This is a genomic window from Paenisporosarcina sp. OV554 (assembly GCF_003058165.1).
Lineage (GTDB): Bacteria > Bacillota > Bacilli > Bacillales_A > Planococcaceae > Paenisporosarcina.
This window is the reverse complement of sequence record NZ_QBUC01000009.1, coordinates 25187-43992: the sequence shown is the minus strand read 5'-3', so window position 1 is coordinate 43992 and position 18806 is coordinate 25187. Positions and strand designations below refer to the sequence as shown.

At 37.6% G+C, this 18806-nt stretch carries 17 protein-coding genes; all 17 read right to left on the bottom strand.

Annotated features, from left to right (window positions below):
- The 17 genes from C8K15_RS09715 to lepA all read right to left on the bottom strand — a co-directional run bounded on the left by C8K15_RS09715 (window position 1) and on the right by lepA (window position 18722).
- Complete coding sequence (locus tag C8K15_RS09715) at window positions 1–2085, bottom strand: HD family phosphohydrolase (RefSeq protein ID WP_108586327.1); 2085 nt, start codon at window positions 2083–2085, stop codon at window positions 1–3.
- A gap of 210 nt (window positions 2086–2295) precedes the next feature.
- A complete protein-coding gene (locus C8K15_RS09710) occupies window positions 2296–3258 on the bottom strand; it encodes a PhoH family protein (RefSeq protein ID WP_108586209.1) in 963 nt (320 codons plus the stop codon).
- 2 nt (window positions 3259–3260) lie between these two features.
- A complete protein-coding gene (locus tag C8K15_RS09705) occupies window positions 3261–4379 on the bottom strand; it encodes a sporulation protein YqfD (protein WP_108586208.1) in 1119 nt (372 codons plus the stop codon).
- A complete protein-coding gene (locus C8K15_RS09700; protein WP_108586207.1) occupies window positions 4379–4621 on the bottom strand; it encodes a hypothetical protein in 243 nt (80 codons plus the stop codon). The genes C8K15_RS09705 and C8K15_RS09700 overlap by 1 nt, the downstream gene beginning before the upstream one ends.
- 51 nt (window positions 4622–4672) lie before the next feature.
- Complete coding sequence (locus tag C8K15_RS09695) at window positions 4673–5116, bottom strand: hypothetical protein (RefSeq protein ID WP_108586206.1); 444 nt, start codon at window positions 5114–5116, stop codon at window positions 4673–4675.
- A gap of 36 nt (window positions 5117–5152) precedes the next feature.
- Window positions 5153–6163 carry a flotillin-like protein FloA gene (floA, locus tag C8K15_RS09690; protein ID WP_108586205.1) on the bottom strand — a complete coding sequence of 337 codons (1011 nt, stop codon included), beginning with the start codon at window positions 6161–6163 and terminating at the stop codon, window positions 5153–5155.
- Window positions 6164–6165: 2 nt separating this feature from the next.
- The gene (locus C8K15_RS09685) at window positions 6166–7494 is read right to left on the bottom strand and encodes an NfeD family protein (RefSeq protein WP_108586204.1); all 1329 of its coding nucleotides are present in this window, start codon (window positions 7492–7494) and stop codon (window positions 6166–6168) included.
- A 479-nt stretch (window positions 7495–7973) separates the two neighbouring features.
- On the bottom strand, window positions 7974–8147 hold the full coding sequence (rpsU, locus tag C8K15_RS09680; protein ID WP_016426884.1) for a 30S ribosomal protein S21: 174 nt from the start codon (window positions 8145–8147) through the stop codon (window positions 7974–7976).
- 101 nt (window positions 8148–8248) lie between these two features.
- On the bottom strand, window positions 8249–8920 hold the full coding sequence (deoC, locus tag C8K15_RS09675; RefSeq protein ID WP_108586203.1) for a deoxyribose-phosphate aldolase: 672 nt from the start codon (window positions 8918–8920) through the stop codon (window positions 8249–8251).
- A gap of 132 nt (window positions 8921–9052) precedes the next feature.
- On the bottom strand, window positions 9053–9790 hold the full coding sequence (locus tag C8K15_RS09670) for a 16S rRNA (uracil(1498)-N(3))-methyltransferase (protein WP_108586202.1): 738 nt from the start codon (window positions 9788–9790) through the stop codon (window positions 9053–9055).
- Between the two features lie 7 nt (window positions 9791–9797).
- Complete coding sequence (prmA, locus tag C8K15_RS09665) at window positions 9798–10745, bottom strand: 50S ribosomal protein L11 methyltransferase (RefSeq protein WP_108586201.1); 948 nt, start codon at window positions 10743–10745, stop codon at window positions 9798–9800.
- Window positions 10746–10758: 13 nt separating this feature from the next.
- The gene (gene dnaJ, locus C8K15_RS09660) at window positions 10759–11874 is read right to left on the bottom strand and encodes a molecular chaperone DnaJ (protein WP_108586200.1); all 1116 of its coding nucleotides are present in this window, start codon (window positions 11872–11874) and stop codon (window positions 10759–10761) included.
- 225 nt (window positions 11875–12099) lie between these two features.
- Window positions 12100–13935, bottom strand: coding sequence for a molecular chaperone DnaK (dnaK, locus tag C8K15_RS09655; RefSeq protein ID WP_108586199.1), 1836 nt, complete (start codon window positions 13933–13935; stop codon window positions 12100–12102).
- A 35-nt stretch (window positions 13936–13970) separates the two neighbouring features.
- The gene (gene grpE / locus C8K15_RS09650) at window positions 13971–14543 is read right to left on the bottom strand and encodes a nucleotide exchange factor GrpE (protein ID WP_108586198.1); all 573 of its coding nucleotides are present in this window, start codon (window positions 14541–14543) and stop codon (window positions 13971–13973) included.
- A gap of 16 nt (window positions 14544–14559) precedes the next feature.
- On the bottom strand, window positions 14560–15594 hold the full coding sequence (gene hrcA / locus C8K15_RS09645) for a heat-inducible transcriptional repressor HrcA (protein WP_108586197.1): 1035 nt from the start codon (window positions 15592–15594) through the stop codon (window positions 14560–14562).
- A 93-nt stretch (window positions 15595–15687) separates the two neighbouring features.
- Entirely contained in the window at window positions 15688–16827 is a 1140-nt protein-coding gene (gene hemW, locus C8K15_RS09640) for a radical SAM family heme chaperone HemW (protein ID WP_108586326.1), read from the bottom strand.
- 71 nt (window positions 16828–16898) lie between these two features.
- Window positions 16899–18722: a translation elongation factor 4 gene (gene lepA, locus C8K15_RS09635; protein ID WP_108586196.1), complete on the bottom strand. Its 1824-nt coding sequence runs from the start codon at window positions 18720–18722 to the stop codon at window positions 16899–16901.
- Window positions 18723–18806 lie beyond the last annotated feature (84 nt).

Genomic DNA, 18806 nt, shown 5'->3' with positions numbered 1-18806 from the left:
TTATTGTGGGTATTCAATCCGAGAATGGAAGATACCATTCAACGTTTCACACAAAACACGTTCGACTGTTCTGAGCTCTTTTAACGTTAAATCACATTCATCGAACTGACCATCGTGTAATTTATCTTTGATGATTGATTGGACAATCTCTTTTATTTTCTCTGCTGTTGGCTGTTTCATAGATCTTACCGCAGCTTCAACGCTATCAGCAATAGCAATGATGGCTGTTTCTTTCTTTTGTGGTTTTGGTCCTGCATACCGATATTCTTCTTCTTTTACTAATTTCCCATCCTCTTTTGCCTTGTGATAAAAATATTTCAATAAAGAAGTTCCGTGATGTTGTTGAGCAATATCAATAATTTCTTTCGGCATTTTATACTTTTGTAGTAATTTTGCACCGTCATTGCCATGAGATAATATAATATCTCGACTTGTTTCAGGAGGCAAGGAATCATGAGGGTTTGTATGACTCATTTGATTCTCGATAAAAAATCCTGGTCGTTTGGTTTTGCCAATATCGTGATAATAACAACCCACACGTGCAAGTAATCCATCTGCACCAATAGATTCACAGGCTGCGTCTGCTAAATTAGCAACCATAACACTATGATGGTAAGTTCCTGGCGTTTCCGTTAAGATTTTTTTCAATAAAGGATGATTTGGATTTGAAAGTTCAATAAGCTTCATGGCAGATATCAACCCAAAAGCAGATTCAAAGAAAGGTAATAAACCAATCGTCAGTGCACCTGATAATAAACCAGATGTGACTGCAGCAATGCCATAAAAGAGAAGTTCACTTACTCCGTAGTCTGACTGAGTCATAAGTAAATAAAATGACATGAACGCAACATTAACACCAACGACACTCATACTCGTTTGTAACAAGTGCGACCGTTTTTCAGCGCCTTGAATGACATATAAGCCTGCCAATCCACCAAACAGGATATATAGGGTGATTTCCATTTGAAATACAACAGAATATCCTTCTTGGAAAACAATACCTGCTACAGCAGCTGTTAAAAATGCTGTTAATATGGCAAAGCGTTCATTAATTAAGGAACGGACGAGCATGGGTGCTAGGGCAGTTGGAAATAAGAACGCAATGGAGACATCAAAATTACCAGACACTAAATTTATTAATTTCATGCCTACCACAGAAAGAATTAATATGAGCATTACTACCGTTAACGCAGATTGTCTCTCATCTTTATCTGTTCTCCATTTTGATACTTGCATAAATACGAGCCACATACAAAGCCCGATAAAAAGGATTAATCCAAAAATAGGTTTTAATGAAGATTGATTAGTTAACATACCAACTACTCCAAGTTGTCGATACACTTCTCGATCAATTACTTGACCTTCTTGAACGATTACTTGTCCTTGCAGTATCTTGGTTGGTTCAATACTTTCTCTAGCTTGAGCAATTCTTGCTTCTGTTAACTCTTCATTTAACGTTTCATTTTCATTAATACCATACCGACCGATTAACACGGCAGTAGGTAAGATACTCCCAGGGATAGCTGAATTGCTTCGAATTCGTTTTTCTATTTCGTTTTTTGCAGATGCTACTTGTTCAGAACGAATTGGCTTACTCATGATATCTCGAATAGACGTTGTAATCGAGTCTCGTAAATTGGTTAAAATAGTACTATCTGCACCTAGTAATGTCAGAAGTGCATCATCTGAAAAACGAATACCTTCCCCTTCTTCTTCAAGGACAAGTAAGTTTTTCTTCAACATATTTACTTGTTCTTCGATTGGAAACTTTTCTCCATCTGTCTCTGTTTTCACTTCCAATACATAATCAAAAACGGAAGTGACGATTGCGGCACGATTTTTCCCAATTTCTTCTGAGAATTGATAGACACTCGTGACTTCAGAAGCAGCTCGAACACGTTCTTCTTCCGTCTTAACAGGGTCCTCCACAGTTTTCACTGAACGAATAGTATCTTGTGATAAGTCAAACTGTTTGATGTCATATTTTTCGGGACGCACATCATTAATAAGGAGTAAGAATAGGAGTAATCCTGTTATCACAATCGTTAAATAAGTAAAAGTTCGGTAGCCCACTAGTGACTGCATTTTTCTAAACCAGCTATTCACTGCATCACCCCATCTTCTACCTCTTATCATATCAAGAATTTTCAATCATTACACCGTATATTGTAAAACATTGAAGAATTGCGCAAAATATTAGGTGAAATGGGTAACTATAGAAGATGATAAACGACACTATGTAATAGAGTAATATATTCAAACAACCTTACAATAAATATAAAAAAAACAGCAGCCTTATTCAGACTGCTGTTCCTCATATGCTTGAATAATTTTTGCAACGAGCGGATGTCGGACAACGTCCCCTTGCTCGAGCATTTGAAAGTGTATGCCACTGACATTAGACAAAATTTTCTCAGCCACTTTTAGACCAGATTCAATACGCGGAGGTAAATCGATTTGAGTTTTATCTCCGGTAATGACCATTTTAGATCCAAAGCCTAAGCGAGTTAAAAACATTTTCATTTGAGCTTTAGTCGAATTTTGAGCTTCGTCTAAAATGACAAACGCGTCATCTAATGTACGGCCACGCATATAGGCAAGAGGCGCAATTTCAATTGTTCCTCTTTCTAAAAAACGAGCTGTCTGCTCAGTTCCTAGCACATCATGAAGTGCATCATATAATGGACGTAAGTATGGATCTACTTTTTCTTTCAAGTCTCCTGGTAGGAAGCCCAAGCTCTCTCCTGCTTCAACAGCTGGTCGAGTTAATATGATTCGTTTCACATGACCATTTTTTAATGCTTGTGTTGCTAACACTACAGCTAAATATGTTTTACCTGTACCTGCAGGACCTATACAAAAGACTAAATCTTTGTGACGCATAGCTTGAATATATTCTCGTTGGCCTATTGTTTTGGCACGAATGGCTTTACCTTTTACATTCCTTGCAATTTCTTCATCATATAGTTCAGCAAAATATTCTATAGTTCCAGCGCTATTCATTTCTAAAGCTGTACTAACATCTCTTTGGTTAATATTAATACCTTTTCGAATGACTTTTAATAGTTGTTCAATTAATATTTTTGCAGTTGCAGTTTTTTCTAATTCTCCAACCAGACGAATTGATTCGCCTCTGGTGATGACTTGAACGCCTAACTCTTGTTCAATCAATTTCATATTACCATCTGAAATTCCGAGCAGTAAGATGGCTTCATTTGGGTCTTGAACATGTAATTCCGTCAATTGTTCTTCCTGCATACTCAGTCTCCTTGATGAATAGGTCTTTTACCTGCGATGTTATCGTTCACATAGTACAATACTTTCCCTTTTACTGTATCATTTGTCCACGTCATGTGTAAAATCTTTTCATCCTTAATTTTCCCTTTTGGCGACAATCCAGAAGCAGTTCTCAATCTTAGCATTGGCATAAATGCTTCTTCAATCCATTGTTCAGTTACTTTAACTGTTACTTTTTCAACAATGGTTTGATGCTCGATTTCAAAAACGCTTTTACATAACTCGATAAAATGGTCTTTACTTGGTTCTTTTTTAAACTTTTTCCATGGTGATGAAACTTGAAGTATTTTCACTTCTTCTGATATGAATTTGTCGTAAACAATCTTAGTTGGTAATTCAAAAGAAGTTTCGTACCAAAAATCGGCAAACACTTTGCCTTCTGCACCGACAAGCAAATATTTCTTTCCTTGTTTCAATACCCCAGTTACCAACATATCTCCATTTTTCACGGTTGAGTGAAGTGGCGCTACACGTTCGCCAGAGCGTAGATCATAATGTGTGATAACACCTCTTCTTAGTGCTACTAAATTTGAAGGAACCTTATTATCGGTTGGTTCTCGAAAGATGATAGGAGCTGGAACAGAAGTAATATTCAGTTTAGAGCCAGTCCTTTTAATATGAATCCAGGAAAGATCATGGTTATTTGCTAATAATACTTGTCTTATTTTCGCATCGCTAACCAAACTAGTCAGCAATTTTTTTTCATCAACTTTTAAATCATGTAGTTCCTGTTCAAGTCTAACCTGCCTTTCATCAGAAAAATCATCAATTGAAATTTGCCACAAGAATAAAGAACAGATATATGGAATGATAATAAATCCGAATAACCCCAAAAGCATACTCCATTGAAATTGGATGATTTGATCTGTATCGGGTCTTGTAATATGAATCGGCAACTTATATTGTTTTCGAATTTTACGAACAATTGATAAATCTTTTTCATAGATGGTAAATGTAGCACTTGATTTTGTAGTGGATAATTTTATTATGTAAACTTTGTTTTCTTTGAGTGTATGAAGAAATGGATATAACCGATCATGAGTCTTAATTTGGCAAGTGATTTTTCGTCCGTTTTTGACCATCAATCCATATCCATTTTCCGCAGCTCAAGTCGTTTCAAGTTGCGGACCTTTATCGTAATTTCTTCTACATTCATGGAATTAATAACTGTGTCTATTGATTCAATCGTCAGCGTATATCCATTTCCACTAAGTTGACATAAATGGGGACTTAATTGTATTAATTCAAAAGGTCCATTAACACGGATGTTATCAAAGTTGTCAATATGTATAAATGGAGTCAGTTGAAGATGATTGTTTAACAAATAAAAGACCTCCTTACAATCAGCATATGCTGATTGAGAGAAGGTCATGAGTTATCGTTTAGATTTTGGAGGTGCTAGAATCTCCGAGAAAATAATCGCTTGTCGCAATTGATCTTCAGTTGTTGGTACAAGATTAATTGGATCAGTTGACTTATTGCGAACAAAATCAGCTGATTGATGCGCTGAAAGTCTTCCTGGACGTCTTGCAGCTCGTTGATCATCAGTCATCGGCTGGTCTGACGGTAAATTTTTCACTTGTTCCATTTGACTAATAACATCAGGTTTTGTGTTTGTTCGTGGTACCTGTCTTTCAGAAATTTGCTTTTGAACATCGCCGTAAATTTCTTTAGCGTAATCTTCGAGTTTTTTTGTCGATCGTTGATTTGTCTGATTTGGCAAGAAAGGCTTTGTTTTTCCGCCACCATCATCTGGATTTTTACGTTTAGAAATCGCACTAATGATAAATCCAATAATCGCAATAATGATAACTTCCACTGTTAACTCCCTCCTTCAAGGGCTTCCTGATCCGGATTAATCTTTCGTTAGATCAGTCTTTGATTTATCGCCACCGATTTTACTAATCGAATCACGCATACTTGTATCAGCTTGAAGATTTTTGTAATTCATATAATCCATTACACCAATATTACCTTCACGTAATGCTTCTGCCATAGCAAGTGGAATTTCAGCTTCTGCACCAACTACTTTTGCACGCATTTCTTGAACTTTAGCAATATTTTCTTGTTCAGTTGCTACAGCCATTGCGCGACGTTCTTCAGCTTTTGCTTGTGCAATTTTCTTATCTGCTTCGGCTTGCTCCGTTTGTAGTTCCGCACCAATGTTTTTACCTATATCCACATCGGCGATATCGATCGATAAGATTTCAAAAGCAGTACCCGAATCAAGACCTTTTGATAAAACAGTCTGAGAAATCATATCTGGGTTTTCTAGTACTCTTTTATGATTTTCACTAGAACCGATTGTTGATATAATCCCTTCACCAACACGAGCTACGATTGTTTCTTCCCCAGCTCCACCGACTAAACGATCAATATTTGCACGAACCGTAATACGTGCTTTTGCCTTTACTTCAATACCATTCATTGCAACACCCGCGATAAAAGGCGTTTCTATCACCTTAGGGTTAACCGACATTTGGACAGCTTCTAATACATCACGGCCAGCTAAATCAATTGCTGCTGCACGTTCAAATGGTAGATCAATATTTGCTCTGTGAGCCGCAATTAATGCATTTACAACGCGGTCAACATTACCACCAGCTAAATAGTGACTTTCTAGTTGATTATTTGTAACTGTAATACCTGCTTTATGTGCTTTAATTAATGGGTTAACGATACGTGATGGAATAACACGACGTAGTCTCATCCCCACTAATGTAAATATGCTAATTTTCACTCCAGCTGCTACTGCAGATATCCATAATGCGATTGGTACAAACGTAAAGAAAATCGACAATAGAATAAATGCGGCAATAATGGCAACTACAACACCAATTGTGCCTCCTGTAATACCTTCAATCATGTTTATTCCTCCCCTTCTTTGACCTCACGTACGACTGTACGAGAGCCTTCAACTTTAATAATCTTTACTGCTTTTTTCGAATCAATATAGCCACCTTCAGTGACTGCATCAATTCGTTCACCATCCAACATAATCGTTCCCGAAGGACGAAGAGGTGTCATGCTTACCGCTATCCTGCCTACTAATTCATAACGGTTGACGTTTGATACATAACCATGTTCTGTATCGGTTGCATCAGTCAAAATTATCTTGTCAAAAAACTTGATATTCTTTCCAAAGAATTTCATGATAATCACCATTCCTACAATTGCGACGATTAACGCGATTAATACGGATATTCCCATATGAACCACATTGCCTCCCGCAAGAAGTATACTACCAATAATTAACGCTAAACCTATTATACCTGCAATTGCCCCTGGTAGGAAAAGTTCAGCGATAATGAATGCCACACCGATCATAAAGAGAATAATCGATTCATACCCAGCAAGCCCTGCCACCAAATGACCAAAGAAGAATAATCCAAGGGCAGATAACCCCATTGTGCCAGCTACCCCGAAACCTGGAGAGTACAGCTCGACAATTAGCCCTAAACTGGCGATGGACAATAGAATAGGTACGATAATAGGATTTGTCACAAAGCGCGCCACTTTTTCTGCAAACGTTTCATTTAATGAAGTGACTTTCGCCTCCGAAAGATCTAATTTTGTGATTAATTCTTCGAAAGATGCAACAGTTCCCTCTGAATACCTCACTTTTAACGCTTCGTTAGCTGATAAAGTTAACAGTTTCCCTTCTGGGGCACGGTACTCAGGTAAATCTACTGATTTATCTGCCATGGCAAGGGCATATTCAGGATTGCGATTAGATGACTCAGCTGCTGTTATCATGGCTGTAGACCAAGCGCTTACAGCTTTATCTTCTGCCGCATTTCCTGCACCATCAATAACTGCAGCTGCTCCGATACGTCCACTCGGCACCATATAAATTTCATCAGCATGTAGTGCAATAAAAGCACCAGCAGATAAGGCATCATTATTAATAAAAGCAATTGTGGTTAATGGAGTATCATCCATTAGCTTCCCGATATCACCTGCAGTATCTACAAACCCACCTGGCGTGTCGATATCTAAAATAACGACCTCTGCTCCCGCTGCTTCCGCTTCTTCAAAAGCTCGTTGCAAGAAGGCATATAATCCTTTTTCAACTTCATTTTTAACTGGGATACGGTAAACTTCTGACGAACTGGCACTAATGGGCAAGCTTGGCAAGACTAATAAAACAGCAATTAAGAGCAATAAATAGCCACTAATAACCCGTGTCCACTTCATAACGTCCTCCTTATCTATGTGACAAATCGGCTTTCATTAGTATCTACGGATGACTAGATAAAAAGTTTCATAATAAGTTGAATTAATATGATTATTTACATAGCGAAAATCGAGGAAAAAACGCGAAAATTAGTGAAGGTTGTTATATTTAGTCGTTTATGTATGGTGTGATTGGCGATTTGTACTTTGCGACCACTCACACTCTATTTCCGCCCATTCAGAGTTTTTATTCATCTTAAGATGATATTCAACCCTTCATTCTACATCTCTATTATTCAAATAAAATAAAATAAGCCAAGAAATCAATAGATTTCTCGGCTTACATATTAGCTTACTTTAGTCATCAAGTAGTACGTGTTATGAACGTAGGGATTAAAGGAATTGATCACTAACGTTTACGCGCATCTTCTGATTTCTTGTTACGCTTTACGCTTGGTTACCATGAAAATCGCGATTCAAGCCATCGTAAAGTTGGAAAATTAGAATTTACGCTTACGCGCAGCTTCTGATTTCTTTTTACGTTTTACACTTGGTTTTTCATAAAACTCGCGTTTTCTTACCTCTTGTATTGTTCCACTTTTAGAAACAGTACGTTTGAAGCGGCGAAGAGCATCTTCAAGCGATTCGTTTTTGCGAACGACAGTTTTTGACATCTCTTTTTCCCTCCCTCCGAACACACGTCGTACATAACCTAGTGTTATGTACTCCAAAATTATATCGTATCATATCATTTTGGTCAATACATATTCAATAATTAATAGTCTGAATTAGAAGTTAAGCCTTGCATGATTTGAACGCCAGAGCTTGCACCGATTCTAGTAGCTCCTGCTTCGATCATTTTTTGAACATCTTCTAAGCTACGAACGCCTCCAGATGCTTTCACACCTAGGTCCGGCCCTACTACTTCACGCATTAATGCAACGTCTTCAAATGTTGCTCCACCGGTTGAAAACCCAGTTGAAGTTTTCACGAAATCTGCTCCAGCATCTTTAGAAAGTTGGCTTGCTACTTTAATTTCTTCTTTTGATAACAAACAATTTTCTAAAATAACTTTTACGATTGCTTTTCCTTTTGCAGCATTTACCACTGCTTCAAGGTCGCGTTTAACTAAATCAAGGTCTTGAGATTTCAAAGCCCCTACATTTAATACCATGTCGATTTCACCAGCGCCATTGTTGATTGCATCTGTTGTTTCAAATGCTTTCGTCTCAGGAGTAGATGCACCAAGTGGGAAACCAATAACTGTACATACTTTGACAGGAGTTCCTGTTAATAGTTCAGCAGACGTTTTTACCCATGTTGGATTTACACAGACAGATGCAAATGAATATTCTTTAGCTTCTGCACATAATTTTTCAACTTGCTCTTTTGTAGCATCTTGTTTTAATAATGTATGATCGATCATTGACGCAATATTTGTAGTCAAATGGTGTCACCCTTTCGGAAGTTGTCCGTACCTCTTCATTTTACCATGATTCACATATCATTTCATTAAAAAAGTCCAGTACATTAAGAATGCACTGGATTGATTACCATTATACTTTGCAGAATAAATCTGTTATTCAAATTGATAAGAAATTGCAGAAAGTACATAGAGTGGTGCCGTCTCCGCTCTCAGTATTCTTGGTCCTAGAGAAATAGTATGAAAACCATGATTTATTAAGGCATCTATTTCTTTTCGTGATAGACCGCCTTCTGGACCGAAAATGACAAGAATGGATTGTTTATCATCTATTTTAGATAATGTTTCTACAAACCGAGTTCTTTTTTCTAGTTTTGCATCTTCTTCATCAGCCACAAACAAAACATCGTAATTTGTTGACTGCTTAAGTAACTCTTTAAAAGATAAAATATTATGGATGGTTGGTACAACATTTCGATGTGATTGCTCAGCAGCTTCTTTGGCAATTTTTTGCAAGCGTTGTTGTTTTTTGCTCCCTTTTTGGGCATCCCATTTCACAATGGAGCGTTCCGCTTCAAAAAGGATCAATTCATGCATGCCAAGCTCTGTTGCTTTTTGAGTAATCAAGTCTAGTTTTTCACCTTTAGGCAATCCACAACAAATTGTTACCTTTTTCGGCAATTCATTGGAACGTAAAAAATCAGATGATTTTTTTATGCGAACATCTTGGCCAATAAAATCCTCAATAATTGCCTCAAAAGCTTGACCTTCAGTCACAGCAATAATCGAGTTGCCAATTTGCATGCGCATCACTTTTTGAATGTGTTTGGCGTCATCACCTGAAATTACTGAAATTCCTTCAATAAATGGTTGAGGAATAAAATATCTTTGCATTGTTATTTTATTCCTTTTCCGGTTTTTTCGAAAGTATGGTAACCCAGTCTTCCATCATCATTACTTCTACAATGACAAATCCAGCAGCTTCAAGGGATTGCTTAACATCCTCTTTTTTCGCTCCAATGATACCAGAGGTGATATACATTCCGCCTTCTTTTACTACTTGGAATGCATCGTTTGTAAATGACATAATTATTTCAGCTAGTATGTTTGCTACAACGACGTCAGATTGTTGTTCAACAGTATCTAGCAAATTGCCATGAACAACATTAGCAACCTGCTGGACTTTATTTAATTTGACATTAATTTTTGCTGAACGCACTGCTACTTCGTCTAAATCAAGTGCATGCACATGTTTAGCGCCGAGTAATGCAGCTCCAATAGCCAAAACACCTGATCCAGTTCCAACGTCAGTTACATAGTCGCCTGATTTGACTGTCTTTTCAAGTGCTTGTAAACACATTACTGTCGTAGGATGAGTCCCTGTTCCAAACGCCATTCCCGGATCAAGTTCAATAATTAGTTCATCGGTTGAAACTGGTTCATAGGTTTCCCAAGTAGGAACGATTGTAAAACGTTCTGAAATTTTTACTGGGTGATAATATTTCTTCCACGCAGTCGCCCATTCTTCTTCATTTACTTCACTAATCATCACTTCGTTTTCACCTACGTTGATACCATAGTTGCTAAGGTTGTTGATCGCGAGCTTCACTTCTTCCACGGTTTCACCTAAAAAACTACTAACAGGTAAATAAGCTTTAAGAATAACTCCTTCAGCTGGGAAGTCATTAGGATTTAATGCATAAATTTCACCAAACATATCTTGACGTTCGCGTGCAAATTCCATTGAATCCTCAATAACCACACCACTTGCTCCTGCTTCGTGCAAAACATTCGAAACTGCTTCTACTGCTTCATGTGTCGTATGAATAGATAGCTCTGACCATTTCACCTGCGTCAACTCCTTAATCACCTTTGATTGTGCGTTTAATTTTATCAAATAATGAACTACCTTGTTCTTCCGGAATATCGCCACTTATTTCAGCAAAATCTCGCAGTAGTTGTTTTTGTTTTTCTGTTAGTTTAGATGGTGTCATGACTTTTACTACTACATGTTGATCACCCATGCCGTATCCATGAACATTTTTTACGCCTTTTCCTTTTAAACGGAAAGTCGTTCCAGATTGAGTACCCGCTGGAATTTTTAACTTCACTTTACCATTAACAGTTGGTACTTCAACTTCATCCCCTAAAGACGCTTGCGGGAAAGTTAATTTCAGTTCGAAATAAATGTCATCTCCATCACGTTCAAAGCGATCATGTGGTTTTACGCGGAATACAACATATAAGTCACCGGAAGGTCCGCCATTTTTACCTGGTTCCCCTTGTCCTGTAACGCGTAATTGTTGCCCGTCATCCACACCTGCTGGAATCGTAACCTTAATCTTTTTGCGTTTTGTGACTTTACCTTGCCCATGGCAAGTACCACATTTTACTTTAATGATTTTCCCTGAACCTTGGCAATGATGACAAGCTCGGCGATTAACCATCCGGCCAAACGGAGTATCTTGTGTCACGTTTAGTTGTCCTGTCCCTTGACAGTGATGACATGTTTCAGGTGTAGTACCAGGTTTGGCACCGTTTCCTTTACATGTTTCACATGTTTCATCTCTTGGAATTTCGATCTCTGTTTCTTTACCAAATACAGCTTCTTCGAAATCAATCGTCATTGAATATTGAAGATCTTCACCTTTACGCGGTGCATTCGGGTCACGTCTGCGAGACCCTCCACCGCCAAAGAATGAACTAAAGATATCATCAAATCCAAAACCATCAGCTCCGCCGCCACCAAATCCCTGATTCGGATTAGCATGACCAAATTGATCATATTGTGATTTCTTTTGATCATCGCTTAAGATTTCATATGCTTCTGCGATTTCTTTAAATTTATCAACTGCATCCGCTTCTTTATTAATATCGGGATGGAATTGTTTTGACAATTTACGATACGCTTTTTTTATTTCTTCTTTGGAAGCACTTTTCGTTAGTCCAAGTACCTCATAATAATCTCTTTTATTCATCCGTCACACTCCTGCTCAAACTTTCAATTAAGTCGACAACTAGATTAGTTGCAACGATTCGGGTAATTAGCTATTGTTTTTGATTTTGATGGTGTTCTCACTGCGAGCGTTAAATACACGATACGTTATATTGTAACACGCAGTTATCTTCAATGCCAAAGACATTGAAAAAGCCAAAGCTGGAAGTCCAGGCTTTGACTTTTCGGTTGTCTTAGTTAGTACAAATTACTTCTCTTTATTTTCGTCGTCTTTAACTTCTTCAAATTCAGCATCTACAACGCCATCATCTGTTTTTGAACCTTCAGAACCTTCAGCTCCCTGAGCTTCTGCTGCTGCTTGTTCGTACATTTTCATCGTCAAAGCTTGCACGATTTCGTTTAATTTGTCTTTTTTCGTACGAATGTCTTCTAAGTTACCTGCTTCAAGTGCTGCTGATAACTCAGCTTTAGCATCTTCAGCTTGTTTTTGCTCTTCTTCAGTAACTTTGCCTTCAAGATCTTTTAATGTTTTTTCAGTCATGAAGACCATTTGATCAGCTTCATTTTTCAATTCAGCTTCTTCTTTACGAGCTTTGTCTGCGTCCGCGTTAGCTTCTGCTTCTTTTACCATACGATCAATTTCTTCATCAGTTAAAGCTGTGTTCGATTGAATCGTGATATTTTGTTCTTTTTGTGTTCCTAAATCTTTTGCCTTAACTGTTACAATACCATTTTTATCAATATCAAATGTTACTTCAATTTGAGGAACACCGCGTTGTGCTGGTGGGATATCCGCTAATTGGAAGCGACCTAATGTTTTGTTATCTGCTGACATTGGACGTTCTCCTTGAAGAACGTGAATGTCTACAGCTGGTTGATTATCTGCAGCTGTTGAAAATGTTTGAGATTTAGACGTTGGAATAGTCGTGTTACGTTCGATTAACTTTGTAAACACGTTACCCATCGTTTCAATACCAAGTGAAAGTGGAGTCACGTCAAGAAGAACTACGTCTTTAACATCCCCAGTTAATACGCCACCTTGTACTGCTGCACCCATTGCTACTACTTCATCAGGGTTAACACCACGATGTGCGTCTTTACCAGTTTCTTTTTTGATAGCTTCTTGTACAGCTGGTATACGGGTAGATCCACCAACTAAAATAACTTTGTCGATTTGTGCAGGTGTTAAATCTGCATCTTTTAATGCTTGGCGAGTAGGTACCATAGTACGTTCAACTAAAGAAGACGTTAATTCATCAAATTTCGTGCGGCTTAAAGTAATCTCTAAGTGAAGGGGACCTGATTCACCAGCAGTGATAAATGGTAGTGAAACTTGAGTTGAAGTTACACCTGAAAGGTCTTTTTTCGCTTTTTCAGCAGCATCTTTCAAACGTTGCATTGCCATTTTATCTTTAGATAAATCAATACCATTATCTTTTTTGAATTCAGTTACTAAATAATCCATTAGTAATTGGTCAAAGTCATCTCCACCAAGACGGTTATCGCCGGCAGTTGATTTAACTTCAAATACACCATCACCAAGTTCTAAAATCGATACGTCAAACGTACCGCCACCAAGGTCATAAACTAAGATTGTTTGGTCTTGATCCATTTTGTCTAAACCGTATGCAAGAGCAGCAGCTGTTGGTTCGTTGATGATACGTTCAACTTCAAGACCTGCAATACGACCAGCGTCTTTTGTTGCTTGACGTTCAGCATCGTTGAAGTAAGCAGGAACAGTGATAACAGCTCTTGTTACTTTTTCACCTAAGTAATCTTCAGCATACCCTTTTAAATATTGAAGAATCATAGCAGAAACTTCTTGTGGTGTGTATTCTTTATCTTCAGCTTTTACTTTATGGTCTGTACCCATATGACGTTTAACCGATTGAATCGTGTTTGGGTTTGTAATTGATTGACGCTTAGCTACTTCCCCTACTTGACGTTCGCCATTTTTAAACGCTACAACAGATGGTGTTGTGCGATTACCTTCTGGATTTGGAATTACTTTTGGTTCTCCACCTTCAAGAACTGCTACACATGAATTGGTTGTACCTAAATCAATACCGATAATTTTACTCATTCTATAATTTCCTCCTAGATAATTGAAAGTTTATGTTATTCGTTTACTTTTACCATTGATGGTCGAAGTACACGATCTTTGTATTTGTACCCTTTTTGCAACTCTTGTAAAATCATACCTGATTCTTTCGTATCATCCGTTTCCGTCATGACTGCTTGATGAAGATTTGGATCAAACACTACATCGTTTGCTTCAATCACTTGCAAACCTTCTCTTTCGGTTGCTTCTACAAGTGTTTTGTAAACCATTTCTAAACCTTTACGAAGAGATTGAGATTCTTCAGACACTGTTTCAACTTGCATAGCACGCTCGAAATTGTCGAGTACTGGTAATAAATTTGACAGCAAGTTTTGTGCTTTATATTTATCCGCCGCTTCACGGTCTAAATGCGTTCTGCGTTTAAAGTTTTCATAATCAGCACGCAAGCGTAAATGACGGTTTGTTTCTTCATCTAATTGTTGTTGTAGTAATTCAAGTTCACTTGGTTCTTCTGTGCCCTTTTCAACATTGATTTCTTCAATGGAAGAGCTATCTTGTTCTTCGTTAAGTGTTGCAGTTTCTTGGTTTTCGTTGTTTACAACAGTTTCTTTTTCTTCAGATTGCGACAAATTTATTCCTCCTTCTTTATCGTGAACCACGCAAAATCCGTGTTAACTCACGAGACAAATCGCCACTCATTAAATCTAATAAAGTGACTACTCGTCGATAATCCATTCTAGTTGGTCCGATTATAGCAATTGAACCCATTTGTTCTTCCCCAATTGTATAGGACGCTGTAATAACACTACAGTCTTCCATTTCCAGAAGGGTATTTTCAGAACCAATGCGAATATGAATACCCGCTTGATTCGGTGAAAACAACGTTGAAATTTGGTTTGCTTGATCCATCATCGTTATTAAACCCCGCGCTTTTTGCAAGTCTTTAAATTCAGGATGATGAAGCAGTTTGGATTTGCCGCCATAGAATACTTTTTCTTCTTGAGGACTTGTAATTGCTGCCCCAAAAGAAGACATGAGTTCGCCGTATCGACCAATATGCTGCTTTAATAAAGCGGCCGTTTCTTTTTCAAGTGCACGTTGAAGGTCATGTAAGTGGACGCCGGTCAGCTGTTCATTTAAAATGTTAACCATTTTCTCAATATCAGATGCCGTTAACCCGTGTGGCAATTGAAATAATCGATTTTCAACATGACCAGAGTCTGTAATGATGATGGCTACTGCCGAATCATTCGACAATGGCACAATCGAAAATCGTTTGACTCGATGCTTACGCACATCTGGTCCAAGCAAAATCGAAGTGTAACTCGTTAAATCGGACAAAATTTTGGCCGTTTTTTGAATAACTTGCTCCGTTTCTGTAATACGTTCTTGGAAAACTGATTGAATTTGAAGCATGTCATCGGATGATGCAAGTTGAGGTGTAAGTAAATGGTCAACATAAAATCGGTATCCTTTTTCAGACGGAATTCGACCTGACGACGTATGCGTTTTTTCCAAATAACCCATTTCTTCTAAATCAGCCATTTCATTTCGAATGGTAGCCGGACTAAATGGAACTTCCTCTTTTTTAGAAAGTTGCCGTGATCCCACAGGCTGAGCAGTTTGAATAAAATCATCTACTGTTACTTGTAGAATAAGCAATTGTCGGTTCGTTAACATATTTATCACCTCTGTTAGCACTCATCACTTGCGAGTGCTAATACTATACATAAATTATCAAATCCATGGGCAAAAGTCAACGAATACGATTAGTTAATCAATTAAAAAAGATTGAAAAATTTCATTCCCAATAAATCTGCCTCTTTTTGTTAAAGCAACAGCATCATTAGTAGTGTGCATAGAACCATTCTGCATATACTTAGAAAGTACTTGTCCATAAACATTTTCTATGGATTCACCAAATTTTTCTTTAAAATGATGCTTGTCAACTCCAGCTACTTTTCTTAAGCCAAGGAACATTTCTTCCTCCATGCTTTCTTTTGCAGTAACTATGTGAGTTGAATTAATCGGGAATTCTCCAGCTGTAACTGTGTCCATATATTTTTTAATTGGACCAATATTTGCATAGCGATTTCCTTTTGCATAGCCGTGAGCACCAGCACCAAATCCCGCATATGAGACATTGTCCCAATACAAGTTATTGTGCTTTGAATGGAACCCTGGCTGCGCAAAATTACTAATTTCATATTGGTGAATGCCTTTAGATTCCATTGACGTCATTAATACTTCATACATCTCAGCCTCTAAATCTTCTCCAGGCAAAATCAATTTGCCTTTCGTCATTAAATTATAAAACACCGTTTTTGGCTCTACTATTAAAGAATAGGCAGAGTAATGGGGCAAATTAAGTTCTAAAGCTCTATCTAATGTATGTTTCCACTGATCCATCGTTTGACCTGGTAACCCGTACATTAAATCGATACTAATATTCGTAAACCCTACATCTTTTGCCATTTGAATCGTTTTGTAAACATGTTCATTGGAATGAGTACGTCCTAAACGATTTAATATGTCTTCATCAAAACTTTGAACACCTAAACTTAAGCGATTTATTCCATTGTTTTTCATCACGACTAATTTTTCATAAGTTAATTCGTCAGGATTCGCTTCACTCGTAAATTCTTGAAGATGGAATTGGGGAATATATTGCTTAATAAGCTCAAATAAACGTTGTAATTGTGGAGCACTTAGTGCAGTAGGTGTACCTCCACCTAGAAAAATGGTTTCAATATGTAAGTGATCACGATACTTTTCAACAAACATTTTCATTTCCAACCCTAATGTTTCAATATACGCGTCCACGGGTTGATTTTTAAAAAACACTTTATTGAAATCGCAGTAATGACAAATTTGATGACAAAAAGGAATGTGAATGTATGCTCCTTTAATCATTGGTTGTATTCCTTCTTTCTTATAGAAAAAGGAGGCCAACTAGTAGCCCCCTTACCTCAACTATATAATTCTCAATCTTCGTCCATTTTCAAGACAGCCATAAATGCTTCTTGAGGAACTTCAACTGATCCTACTTGTTTCATTCGTTTCTTACCTTCTTTTTGCTTATCAAGAAGTTTACGTTTACGTGAAATATCTCCACCGTAACATTTAGCAAGAACGTTTTTACGAATTGCACTTATTGTTGAACGAGCAACAATTTTTTGACCAATGGCCGCTTGGATTGGCACTTCAAACTGTTGTCTTGGAATAAGTTTCTTTAATTTCTCAACAATAATTTTTCCGCGCTCATAAGCAAAGTCATTATGCACGATGAAGCTTAAAGCATCCACTTGTTCTGCGTTTAACAAGATATCCATCTTCACAAGTTTGGAAGGTTTGTATCCGATTAACTCATAATCAAATGAAGCATACCCTTTAGTACCTGACTTCAATTGATCAAAGAAATCATAAACTACTTCTGAAAGCGGAATTTCATAAATGATACTCACTCGCGTTTTATCAATGTAATCCATCGTCATGAAATTGCCGCGTTTCTTTTGACAAAGTTCCATCACGACTCCAACGTAATCGTTCGGTACCATAATTGTAGATTTAACATATGGTTCTTCAATGCGATCAATTTTTTGTGGGTCAGGCATCATAGATGGGTTGTCCACTTTTTTAATGTGACCGTCAGTCATATGAACATCGTAAATAACACTTGGTGCTGTCGTTATTAAGTCGATATTAAATTCGCGCTCCAAACGTTCCTGGATGATTTCCATATGAAGAAGTCCTAAGAATCCACATCGGTAACCAAAACCAAGAGCTTGAGAAGATTCAGGCTCAAATTGTAAAGCCGCATCATTTAATTCAAGCTTTTCAAGTGCATCTCGCAAGTCATTGTATTTTGATGTATCAATTGGGTATAAACCACAGTAAACCATTGGATTTAATCGTCGATATCCAGGTAAAGATTCTGTTGCAGGATTTGCCACACTTGTGATTGTATCCCCAACACGTGTATCCCCAACATTCTTAATTGCCGCAGTTAAGAACCCTACGTCTCCGACTGTTAATTCATCACGAAGAGTCGTTTTTGGTGTAAATACACCCGCTTCAATAACTTCGAATTCCTTACCGGTAGCCATCATGAGGATTTTGTCACCAGGACGAACCGTTCCTTCCATTACACGGATATAAGCAACCACTCCGCGGTATGGATCATAAAGGGAATCAAAAATAAGTGCTTTTAAAGGCGCTTCTGGATCACCAGTTGGTGCAGGTACTTTTTCAACAATCTGTTCTAAGATATCTTCGATACCAATCCCAGATTTAGCTGATGCTAGTACGGCTTCTGAAGCATCTAAACCGATGACTTCTTCAATTTCTGCACGAACACGTTCTGGGTCAGCTGCAGGTAAATCAATTTTATTAATGACAGGTAAAATTTCTAACTCATTGTCTAAAGCTAAATAAACGTTGGCTAGTGTTTGTGCTTCGATACCTTGGGCAGCATCAACAACTAGAATAGCCCCTTCACAAGCGGCCAAACTTCTAGATACTTCATACGTAAAATCGACATGTCCAGGTGTATCAATTAAATGCAACGTATAATCTTCGCCATCTTTCGCTCTATAAATCAATTGAACGGCATTTAACTTAATAGTAATTCCGCGTTCACGTTCTAAATCCATTGAATCGAGAAGTTGTGCTTTCATTTCTCTTGAAGTCAATGCTTTCGTTTGTTCTAATATACGATCGGCTAAAGTTGATTTACCGTGATCGATATGGGCAATAATTGAAAAATTCCTAATATTCTGTTGGCGCTTATTACGTTCTTCTCGATTCATGCGTTGTCCACTCCTAATTAAACTACTTAAAATTATACTACTAACAACACGCAAACTACAACATAAAACCGCACGAAATACCGT